Genomic DNA, 10,528 nt, shown 5'->3' with positions numbered 1-10,528 from the left:
GGTGCTTCATCGTTCGACTTGCATGTGTTAAGCACGCCGCCAGCGTTCGTCCTGAGCCAGGATCAAACTCTCCGTAGAAAAAATTTGTTACCCTGGCCGAGAAAAAAACGGTGACAAACAACAACCCCAGAAGGGTCATCGTAGTTCTGTACAATCATTAATCACTCAGCCAAAACACGCGACACTCCATAAGTGCCACTAAAATGTTTGGCGATGATCACATCGGCACGCTGTTGAGTTCTCAAAACACCATCGCACACCACACGAGGCGGCGAACTTTCGCTCGCCACCCGCTCGGGGCAACTCGTCAACCTTACCACCCTCGCTCCCCGACTTCAACTCGGCGCTTGCTCTTGGCGGAGCCGGCGCGCTTGTCGAAACTGCGGTGAGGTTCGAGCTCGTGAGGCAAACTGCCCGGAAACACTGGGGTTTCTGTGCTGTCTGCCCCTCGGCGACTCGGAAAACATTACACGTCCTCCAGGTGGACGCCAAATCACCGTCAGGTGACCTGCGCCACCCCCTTGGACACATCAGGGCCGCCCCCCGTCAGTCGATCCTGACGATGGGGCGGCCCTGGCGTGTGCGCGCTCAGCGATCTTGGACGGTGGGATCCGCGACGATGCGACGGTGGTCGGGCTCGAAGCCGTGGCGAACCCCCCACAGCACGGCCTGGCTGCGGCTCGTCACGCCGATCTTGCGATAGCCGGTGCGGATGTAGCTCTTCACCGAGTTGATCGACAGGTGCGTCTGCGCGGCGATGTCGTTGTTCGACAGACCCTGGGTGATGAGTGCGAGCACCTCGGCTTCACGCGGCGTGAGCCCCTCCTCGCGCCCCGGCCATTCGCCGGCGATGGGGCCGGAGCCCACCTCGGCCGAGACGATGACCTCGCCGGCGTGCACTCGCTCCAGCGCCGAGACGAGTTCGCCCGCGGGCAGCGTCTTGGAGAGGTAACCCCGAACGCCGGCATCGAGACTGCGGCGCACCAGGTCGGGCTGGAAGTTCCACGTGTACACGACGACCTTGTCGACCCGGGGCTCCTTGAGCAGGTGCGCCAGCGCCTCAGGCTCGCCCTGCGCCTGCCCGAACGTGTCATAGAGCGCGATGTCGACGGGATGCTCGACCGTCGACATCGGGCCCTCGATGTCGAGTTCGGCCACCTCGACCCGGTCGCGGTAGCGCTCGAGCATCTTGGCCAGACCGTTGACGACGACCTCGTAGTCGTCGATCACGGCCAGTCGGATGGGGGAGGCGGAAGTCATCACCCCATGAGGGTACGGGGCACACCCGCGCGTTGCCCCACCCCTAGAGGTGAAACACGTCGAAGAATGATGATTTCCAATGCGTTTCACCCCTGTCGAGGCCGGCTGACCGCCTCAATCGAGCGGCTGCGTCAGGTCGTAGAAGACCGTCGATCCGATCGTCACCTGCCGGTAGGTGGCCTCCGCCCACGCCAGGATGCGGCTCGCATCGCTCGTCTGGGCCGAGCTCGTCCCACCGCCCGCCGATGTTCCACCACTGGCCAGCAGGTAGTGAATCTTGCCTGCCTTCACCTCGGCCTGGAACTGGGCGAGCGTCGGGCTCGGGTCGGTGCCGTTGAAGCCGCCGATCGCCATGACCGGCTCGCCCGTTCCGAGCTGCAGTCCGGCCGCGCTCTGCGAACCCACCGCCGCGGCCACCCAGGTGTAACGCTGCGCGTCGGCCCGCAGGGCAGAGATGACGGCGGCGCTCGGTGTCGTGGCATCGAGCAACCCGCCCATGCCGCCGCCACCGACTCCCTGCCCACCTGCACCGGTGGGCACGGTGCCACGCGTCGTCGAGGAAGCGGCCGGGGGCGCGCCTACTGGCGAACCACCCAGGTCGCGAGCACCGGGGCCACGGCCGCCCGCACCCGGCATCCCACCCATGCCGCCCGACGCCGGCCCGGCGGTGACGATCGAGCCGGTGTGCCCGGAGGTCAGCGTCGTGAGCGAGTACGCGGTCGGCCCCGCGAGGCCCGCGACCACGGCGCCCGCGACGATCACGGGCAAGGCTCGCGCGTGCAGCCGTCGCCCGATGACGAGGAGTGCCGCGCACGTCATTCCGATCGTCAGCACGCCGACGCGCAGCACGTCGCTGTAGGCGCTCGTGCGGGAGAGCAGGACGAACCCCCAGATCGACGACGCGGCGCCCGCGGCCGCCATCGTCAGGCTGCCGACCGGTTCGCGGCGACGCTCCCAGGCCTGCGCGCCACCCATGCCGACGAGCGCCGCGACTGCCGGCGCCAACGCCACCGTGTAGTAGGCGTGGAAGATGCCAGCCATCAACGAGAACGTCAGCATCGTCTCCAGGAGCCAGCCGCCCCACACGGCGTAGGCGGCCCGACGGACGTCGGTGCGCGGCGCACGCGCGCGCATCACGACACCCATGGCGCCGAGGATGATCGCGGCCGGGATGAGCCAGCTGATCTGGCCGCCGATCTCGGCGTCGAACAGGCGCATCAGCCCCGTCGAACCCCACTGCCCGCCGGCAGCGCCCCCGCCGCCGCCGACCGAGCCCGTCTCCTCACCGCTGAGTCGGCCGAAGCCGTTGTACCCGAACGTCAGGTCGAGGAAGGAGTTGCTCTGGCTGCCGCCGACGTAGGGACGCATGCTCGCCGGGGTCAGTTCGACGATCGCGACCCACCACCCGGCGGATGCCACGAGAGCGACGAGGGCCACGAGGCTGCCGACGAGGCGTCGACGCAGTGGCGCCGCAGCGAGCAGCAGGAACGCCGCCCCGAAACCGGGGATGACGAGGAAAACCTGCAGCGTCTTCGTCAGGAACCCGAAACCGAGCAACGCGCCGACCATTGCCATCCAGCGCACCGAACCGCGCTCGAGCGCTCGCATCGTGGCCCAGGCGGCCGCCGTCATGAGCAGGACGAGCAACGCGTCCGGGTTGTTGAAACGGAACATGAGGACGGCGACCGGGGTGAGCGCCATGACGAGGCCCGCGAGCAGGCCGGCGCCCGCGCCGAAGTGGCGCTTCAGCGTCGCGTGCAGGATGGCGACGGTGGCCACCCCCATGAGCACCTGCGGCACGAGGATCGAGAAGCTGCTCAGGCCGAACAGCCGCACCGACAGCGCCATGACCCACAGCGACGCAGGTGGTTTGTCGACGGTGATCGAGTTCGCCGCGTCGGAACTGCCGAAGAAGAACGCCTCCCAGTTCTGGGAGCCCGCCTGTGCCGCAGCGGAGTAGAAGGCGTTCGCCCAGCCACTGGCGGTGAGGTTCCACAGGTAGAGCGCTGCAGTCGCCGCGAGCAGGGCCAACAGCGCCGGGCGGGCCCAGTTCGGGTCGTCGTGCGGGCCGGTGACGAGGCGCGTCAGCGAGGTGCGGGAGGTGTTCGAGGCCGTGGTGCGGGTGCCGAGAGCGCCGGGGGTATCGCCGGCATCGGGGCTTGTCGCGCCACGGAGCGTCATGTCGGTTGCCCGGCGGGAGCGATGACGCGGTGCGCGCCGCGCGAGGCGTGAGCCGGCGGCTGAGATCGAGGAGTTCATGGCCCCGAGCGTCACGACCTCGGCTTTGGCCCGGCTGTGCGACGGCCAGCCCGGGGCCGTGCAGTGGCCGGCCGACGGGCGGCTTCATGAACCGACGACACGCCGGGCACAGCTTCTCCACAGTGCCGGCGCGCAACGTCGACGGCGGATGACGGGCGAGCGCCCGCGACGTCGCGCCCCGAGGCGCCAGGCACGAAGGAGACACGATGGACCACGACGACCCCCGACCCGACGCACACAGCATGAACGACGACGACCCGACACTGCACGACATCCCGCCCGTCCGCCGCACTGCTCTGCCCCACACGGGCACCGATGGCGACGCCGGCACGGACTACCGCGGGGGGCCGGAGCAGGAGGCGCCGTTTGCCTCGGGCGCTTCGGCCGGCAACGACACGGCAGGCGCTTCGGCGCCGGCACCCGAGCGATGGTCGGCGAAGAAGTCGGCGCTCGTGTCGGCGCTGGCCATGGGCACGGCGTCGCTCGTGTCGATCGGCGCGGCCGCGGCGATGCCGGCCGGAACGTCGGGGGGCGGCATGGGCGGCGGAATGGGCGGGCCCGGTGGCACGTCGCAGAATCAGCAGGGCACGACTGGTGAGATGGGCCCGGGCATGCAGATGCCCGGCTCGGGCACCTCAGGCTCCGGTACGAACGGAACGTCGGGCGGCACCACCAGTTCTGCGGGTGCATCTGGATCTGGCACGTCCGGATCTGGCACGTCCGGATCCGGTGCGTCCGGATCCGGCACCGCAGGCCAGGGCAGCGGGACGAGCGGGGGCGCCCAGGGCCAGGCGCCCGGCGGCTCGGCGGGCAATGCGAACCAGCAACCGCCGAGCGGCGGGCAGATGCCGGGCGCCGCGCCCGGAGGCACGGGCGGAAACGCCGGAACGTCAGGAAGTTGACGCCGGATACCACCAACTGGCGGCCTCACACTGGCGATACGGGTGCCCGCGCCGGCCGCCCCTCAGGCAGCGCGGCGTTTCACCCACTGCCCGAGCTGGGTGAGTACCGCGGGCTGCGGATCCTTGCCCGCCGCCACACGTTTGGCAGCGCCGGCCATGGCCGCGTCATAGACGGGCCGGACGAAACGCTTGGCGCCGTAGGCGACCCGGCCGTCCGGGTCGGTGAGGATGATGTGTCGGCGCGCGCCGATCCCGGCGAACGCGGTGCGGGCGACATCGGCCGCCGAACGAGGCGAGCCGTTGATGAGCTCGACGGCGTTGGCCTCCATCTCGGTGTCGGCTCCGGCCAACGACTGCGCGAGGTTCGTACGGAAGAACGACGGGCAGATGACGCTGACGTCGATGCCGAACGGCGCCAGTTCGTTCTGCAGCGTCTCGCTGACGGCGACGACAGCGGCCTTCGTCGCGTTGTATGTCGCCATCGCCGGCGCGTGGACGAGCCCGGCGAGCGAGGCGGTGTTGACGATGTGGCCGCTGCGCTGCGTCTTCATCATCGGGGTGAACGTGCGGCACCCCCGCACGACGCCCATGAGGTTGATCGAGAGCGCGCGCTCCCAGTCGGCGATCGCCGTCGTGTCGATGCGCCCGCCGACGGCGACGCCCGCGTTGTTGACGAGGACGTCGAGGCGCCCCCAGTGCTGCTCCACCCAGGCGAGGGCATCGGCCCAAGCGGCATCGTCGCGCACGTCGAGCGTCAGGTAGTCGACGCCGTCCGGCACGCTCGCCGGGCGCTCGGCGTGGAGGTCCGCGACGACGACGCGGGCGGCGTCGGCCACGAAGAGCTTGACGAGTTCGAGGCCGAGACCTGACGCGCCGCCGGTGACGAGCACGCACTGACCGGCGTGGCTGGGGGCTGTTCGGCGGCTGAGCTTCATGGGTTTCACGGTAGGTCAGCCACCGGCCGGTTCGCGGCGCTTACGTCGCTTCGGATGCCGGATGCGTCAGCGGCGCACCGCGTCGATCTCGAGACGTACGTAGTCGAGCACCGGCTCGACCATGGCCTCGCGCACCGCCCGGGTGAACTCGCAGCCCTCCTGCTCGCTCATGCGCTCGAGGTAGGAACCGAGGCAGACGGTCGCGAGGTAGCGCTCCATAACGTCGGGGTCGTCGAGGCGGATCGGGCTCGGGCGCAGCGCGACGCGATCGACGTCGAAACCGTTGCGCTCCAAGCGTTCTTGCGTCTCCTCGGGCGAGGCGAAGGCCTTCGGGGCGAAGCCCTCGGCGTTGACGGCCGCGATCGCGCGCTCGACGTTCTCGATGTTGCCCTCGCCGCCGGAGTCGCTCGTCAGCCGGCCACCCGGGCGCAGCACCGCGGCGAGGTGGGCGAACAGCATGCCGTGATCGCTGATCCAGTGAAAGCACGCGACGCTCATGACGGCGTCGAACGGGCCTGGCCGCGCGCCGAGCTCCGCGACGTCAAGTGGTTCGGTGAGGTCACGGACCGCGAATGCGGCCCCAGACCCGACCCGCTCGCGGGCCTGCGCGATCATCTGCGACGAGCCGTCGACGCCGACGAGGTCGACACCCGGATGGCGCGACAGCAACTCGGCCGCGTCGCGGCCGGTGCCGCATCCGGCGTCGAGCACCCGTTCGTCACCGCGCAGCGTCATGCGCTCGATGGTGCGTCTGCCCCAGCCGACGTGCGGCAGCGGCAACTCGTCGTAGCTCTTCGCATCCCATTCGCGGGTCATGACTGGCGCGCTCCTCACGGTGTCCGGCCGGCCGGGAGACAAGCTATCTTGACATCAAGATACTTTACATCGAGATAAATATTGGGGCTCCGCCCGTGCGGCCCACCCAAGCCGTGTGATCCGTGACGCCCTAGCGCCCTACGCCTCGAGCAGGCCGGCGATGTCGTCGGAGGTGAGACGACCGCCGCCGGCACCGGCGTCGACGACGTCGTCGAAGAGCTTGCGCTTCTTCTCCTGCAACTCCATGACCTTCTCCTCGATCGTGCCCGCGCTGACGTAGCGGTAGACCATGACGTGCTTGGTCTGCCCGATGCGATGTGCGCGGTCGATGGCCTGATCCTCGGCCGCCGGGTTCCACCACGGGTCGAGGACGATGACGTAGTCGGCCTCCGTCAGCGTCAGCCCCGTACCGCCTGCCTTGAGAGAGATGAAGAACGCGTCGGCCTCGCCGCTCTTGAACTCGTCGACGACCTGCTGACGGTTGCGCGTCGAGCCGTCGAGGTACGTCGTCGAGACGCCGGCGTCGGCTGCGGCCTCGCGCACGATCGTCAGGAAGTCGGTGAACTGACTGAACACGAGGGCGCGATGCCCTTCCGCGGCGATCTCGGCGAGTTGCTGCACGACTGTCTCGACCTTGCGGCTCACCGAACGCCCGGCGAACTCGTCGTCGACGAGGGCCGGGTCGAGTGCGAGACGACGCAAGCGGGTGAGCGCGGCGAGGATCTCGACACGGTTGGCGTCCGGATCCTTGAGCAGGCCCATGAGGCGCTGCTGCTCGCGCCGCAGGTGCCGCTTGTAGACGCGCTCGTGCTGCGACGACATCGCGACGTCGACGCGCTGCACCTGCTTCTCGGGCAGATCGGGCGCGACGTCGCCCTTGCGTCGACGCAGCATGAGCGGGCCGATGCGCCGTTGCAGGCCCTTGAGCGCATCTGTGGCGACGTGCCCCTCCCCCTGCTCGATCGGCTTCCGGTAGCGACGGATGAAATCCTCCGGGCGTGGGAACAGCCCCGGCGCGACGAGGTTGAACAGCGACCACACGTCCATGACGGAGTTCTCCAGCGGTGTGCCGGAGATCGCGAGCCCGAACGGCGCGCCGATCTTCTTGACGGCCTGGAAGGTCTGCGACGTGTGGTTCTTCACCATCTGCGCCTCGTCGAGGATCAGCGCGCGCCACCCGCAGGCATGGAACGCGTCGGCGTCGAGGCGTGCGATGGCGTAACTCGTCACGACGACGTGCGGATCGTCCCGCTGGATCTCCTCGGCCACCTCGGTGCCGCGCTTCTTCGACGTCTCGGCGAGCACCCGAACCTTCAGCTCGGGCGCGAACTGCACAGCCTCGCGCGCCCACACGCCCAGCACCGACGTCGGTGCGACGACGAGTGCGGGCGTCGCGTCGAGTTCGCCTGCGACGCGGGCGCGTTCGAGCATCGCGAGGGTCTGGATCGTCTTGCCGAGCCCCATGTCGTCGGCGAGCACGCCGCCGAGCCCCGCGTCCCACAGGTTGGCGAGCCAGGCGTATCCCTCGAGCTGGTAGGGGCGCAGGGTCGCCCGGAACGACGGGGGCAGCTCGACGCTCTCCGGGTTCCACCCCGACCTCGTCAGCCCCTCGACGGCCGCCTGCCACTGCGAGCGCTGCGCCTCGACGATGCCGAGCCCGACGAGCTGATCCCACAACCCGATGTCGTAACGGCTGATCTGCAGGCCGTCGCTCTTCTTGTCAGTGAGTTGCTGCGCCTCCTCGAGCACCTTGGCGATGTCGAGCAGCTGCGGTGAATCGAGACGGAAGTACGTGCCCGACGGCAGCATCATGACGTCACGCCCCCTGCTCATCGCCTCGATGAGGTTGGGGTAGGGCACCTCCTGGCCGTCGACGCTGATCGTGATCTGCAGGTCGAGCCAGTCGGTCGCGAGGCCGGCCTCATTGACGCCGACCTGAACGATCGGATCGTCCTCGGCCTCCTCGTAGGCGGGCAACTCGCCCTTCATGACGACGTCGACGCCGTCGATCGCCCGCAGCTCGGGTATGGCGTCGGCAAGACGCACGGCCTCCAGACCGGTCAGTTCGGCGGTCTGCTTGACCCATAGGTCGAAGGCCGGCACGGCGCGCGTCAGCCGCAGACGGCTCAACGGCAGCGCCGCGCGCGCGATGACGGCGGCCTCGCTGGAGAACTGGCGCCCGCGCCCCATCGGCGGCGAGGGGACGCGACGTTCGCCGTACGTGAAGAACGTCTCGACCTTCGCCTTGCCGACGGTGACCGGCTCGACGACGAGCAAGAGGCGCGGTTCGACGGCGTCCGTCAGCGTCTGCGACGCATCGCTGACGCTCGCGTGTCGGCGGATCTGCGGCAGGAACTCGGCCTCGAACTCGGGCACGTCGGCTTCGGGCACCTCGATGACGTCGCCGAGCAGGAGCGGTTGGAGCAGGGCGTGCGGCGGTTCGTGGAACGGCACGAGCTTGAGGCTGCCGCGGTCGAGGATGGCGACGCCGTGGGCCGGATCGCCGACGAGCGTCGCCGTACCGAACTCGGGTTCGAGGTCGACGCCGACGACGTCGGCCGTCAGGACGAGCCCGCCATCGCGTCGGTGGACGCCGAGGCTCACCTCGGCCGCTTCGGCGAGAGTGACGCCCTCGCCCGGCGTCGCGGCGAGCATCAGCGTGACGCCTGCGTCGGTCAGTTCGGCGAGCGCCTGCCAGACGCCGGGGCCCAGTTCGTCGAGGTAGACGGTCTGGCCGTTGCCGACCCGCGGTTTGTGGGGCGTGATGAAGCGGCGCAGCGCCTCGCTCTGGTGCTCCTCGGCCTCGGCGATGCCGGCACTGCTGCGGGCGTCGAGCCACGTCGCGGTGCGCGACCAACGGCCGGTACGCATGAGTTTCGTCGGTTTGAGCTCGAACCGCTGCACGGGCGTCGAATCGGTCAACGACGCCGGCCGAGCCTTCGGCTCGAACTGCAGGCCGACTTGCGCGCGCCATGCATCACTCGACGGGCTCGCCGACCGCGCCGCGGCGCGCTGCGACTCGTCCGGACCGAGGCTCGCCGTGAGCTTGTCACGCCACGAACTCGTCGAGGACGCCGCGGCACCGCCGAAGAGGGGAACGACGTTGGACTCGGCGGCGTTTCGCGTGCCGGACGGGGCCGATGTGCGGCTGACGCTGCCCTCGCGCACCCCCGACGTCAGCGCGCGACGAGCGGCGAGGATCGAGGCGACCGCATGCTTGCACTCGGTCGCGACAGGACATGTGCACCGCGAGACCCACAACGGCTCACCGTTGCCGGCCTCACCCTTGTACGTGACGAGGCACTGATACGGCGCGAGACCGTTGCCGGTGACCGTGCCCATGAGGACACGCCCGCGATCAGCCGTCGCGAGCGCGATGACCTTGCCCCCGATGGCGTAGTCGAGACCGCGCCCGAAGGCGCCGTCACCGACGACGGCAGCCAGGCCGACGTCCGTGCTCGTCAGCACCCACGTGGCCTCGTCCGGCTCGAACTTCATCACGTCCGCGAGGCTAGCGCAGCGCGGCGACAACCTCGGAATTCCGCGGAAAATGACCGCTCGAGCGACGCAGCGAGCCGTAGGGTGGCGGCATGCACACGCCGTCGATCGTCCTGTGCGCGACGTGGGCGCCCCTCACCGCGGCCGACGTCGCGACGCTGGGCCCGGACAGCCTCGACGACGACGAACGCGCGCGGGCCCTGGCCGTGCGCTCGGACACCGCGCGCGGCGAGTTCGTCACGCGCCGTGCGCAGCTGCGCAATGAGCTGGCCAACCTCGCGGCCATTCCTCACGAGGACATCCGCTACTGGCGCGAGCCGTGCACGGCGTGCGGCAAGCCGCACGGGCGTCCACGCGCCGTCGGTCATGACGGGTTCTTCTCGACGAGCTCGACGCCGTGGATCACCGCGCTCGCCTCTGCGGACGTCCCCGTCGGGATCGACGTGGAGGTGCTGGCCGCGGCGTCGACCGTCACCGACGTCAGCCGGATGCTGCATCCCGGCGAGCAGGCCGTCATCGACGCAGCGGCGAGCGACGATGACGGACGTCGGGCCTTCACGCAGATCTGGACGCGGAAGGAAGCCCTGCTCAAGGCCACGGGTGAGGGGCTCAACGCGCCCCTCGATCGCGACGACGTCAGCGACCGCGCGCGCATGCCGCCCGGCTGGCGCATCGTCGACATCAGCGACGACCTCGAGGGCTACGACGGCCCGTCGACGTTCGGGGCCTGGGCGATGCGGTCGGATTGAGGGCCGAGGACGCCATCGGAGCCGTCGTCCACGAGACGAACGTGGACGCGAATCGCAGCGGGGGACAGGAATCGCGAATGTGGACGAAAATCGCAGATGGACGCGGGGG

Annotated in this window: 7 protein-coding genes and 1 rRNA gene; 2 read left to right on the top strand and 6 right to left on the bottom strand. The window is 69.6% G+C overall.

From position 1 onward, the window contains the following. The 3 genes from ABH936_RS03680 to ABH936_RS03670 all read right to left on the bottom strand — a co-directional run. Nucleotides 1–78, bottom strand: a 16S ribosomal RNA gene (locus ABH936_RS03680); the annotation flags it as partial. A gap of 510 nt (nt 79–588) precedes the next feature. After that, entirely contained in the window at nt 589–1,260 is a 672-nt protein-coding gene (locus ABH936_RS03675; protein ID WP_038569711.1) for a response regulator transcription factor, read from the bottom strand. Nucleotides 1,261–1,374: 114 nt separating this feature from the next. After that, on the bottom strand, nt 1,375–3,519 hold the full coding sequence (locus tag ABH936_RS03670; RefSeq protein WP_404602637.1) for an ArnT family glycosyltransferase: 2,145 nt from the start codon (nt 3,517–3,519) through the stop codon (nt 1,375–1,377). Between the two features lie 242 nt (nt 3,520–3,761). On the opposite strand from ABH936_RS03670, the gene ABH936_RS03665 reads away from it, so the two are divergent. Further along, a complete protein-coding gene (locus ABH936_RS03665; protein WP_170957251.1) occupies nt 3,762–4,421 on the top strand; it encodes a hypothetical protein in 660 nt (219 codons plus the stop codon). Nucleotides 4,422–4,483: 62 nt separating this feature from the next. Here the strand turns inward: ABH936_RS03665 and ABH936_RS03660 are convergent, their stop codons facing one another. The 3 genes from ABH936_RS03660 to ABH936_RS03650 form a co-directional block, all read right to left on the bottom strand. Then, nucleotides 4,484–5,356, bottom strand: coding sequence for an SDR family NAD(P)-dependent oxidoreductase (locus ABH936_RS03660; protein ID WP_288756597.1), 873 nt, complete (start codon nt 5,354–5,356; stop codon nt 4,484–4,486). A 66-nt stretch (nt 5,357–5,422) separates the two neighbouring features. Further along, nucleotides 5,423–6,172 carry a trans-aconitate 2-methyltransferase gene (locus ABH936_RS03655; RefSeq protein ID WP_288756598.1) on the bottom strand — a complete coding sequence of 250 codons (750 nt, stop codon included), beginning with the start codon at nt 6,170–6,172 and terminating at the stop codon, nt 5,423–5,425. A gap of 138 nt (nt 6,173–6,310) precedes the next feature. Beyond that, nucleotides 6,311–9,670 carry an SNF2-related protein gene (locus ABH936_RS03650; protein WP_404602643.1) on the bottom strand — a complete coding sequence of 1,120 codons (3,360 nt, stop codon included), beginning with the start codon at nt 9,668–9,670 and terminating at the stop codon, nt 6,311–6,313. A gap of 92 nt (nt 9,671–9,762) precedes the next feature. Here ABH936_RS03650 and ABH936_RS03645 point away from each other — a divergent pair, with 92 nt between their 5' ends. Beyond that, nucleotides 9,763–10,419 (top strand): 4'-phosphopantetheinyl transferase superfamily protein, encoded by a 657-nt coding sequence (locus tag ABH936_RS03645; protein WP_006946313.1) that lies wholly within the window; start codon nt 9,763–9,765, stop codon nt 10,417–10,419. Nucleotides 10,420–10,528 lie beyond the last annotated feature (109 nt).

This window comes from Dermacoccus sp. GAS27A, assembly GCF_044909235.1.
Lineage (GTDB): Bacteria > Actinomycetota > Actinomycetes > Actinomycetales > Dermatophilaceae > Dermacoccus > Dermacoccus nishinomiyaensis.
Note: the sequence above shows the minus strand (reverse complement) of the source record. Positions and strands in the feature narration are given on the sequence as shown.

What these genes read in the sequence shown, in the direction of transcription:
- ABH936_RS03675 (WP_038569711.1), bottom strand. Translation starts at nt 1,260, where the DNA reads ATGACTTCCGCCTCCCCCATCCGACTGGCCGTGATCGACGACTACGAG.
- ABH936_RS03670 (WP_404602637.1), bottom strand. Translation starts at nt 3,519, where the DNA reads ATGAACTCCTCGATCTCAGCCGCCGGCTCACGCCTCGCGCGGCGCGCA.
- ABH936_RS03665 (WP_170957251.1), top strand. Translation starts at nt 3,762, where the DNA reads ATGAACGACGACGACCCGACACTGCACGACATCCCGCCCGTCCGCCGC.
- ABH936_RS03660 (WP_288756597.1), bottom strand. Translation starts at nt 5,356, where the DNA reads ATGAAGCTCAGCCGCCGAACAGCCCCCAGCCACGCCGGTCAGTGCGTG.
- ABH936_RS03655 (WP_288756598.1), bottom strand. Translation starts at nt 6,172, where the DNA reads ATGACCCGCGAATGGGATGCGAAGAGCTACGACGAGTTGCCGCTGCCG.
- ABH936_RS03650 (WP_404602643.1), bottom strand. Translation starts at nt 9,670, where the DNA reads ATGAAGTTCGAGCCGGACGAGGCCACGTGGGTGCTGACGAGCACGGAC.
- ABH936_RS03645 (WP_006946313.1), top strand. Translation starts at nt 9,763, where the DNA reads ATGCACACGCCGTCGATCGTCCTGTGCGCGACGTGGGCGCCCCTCACC.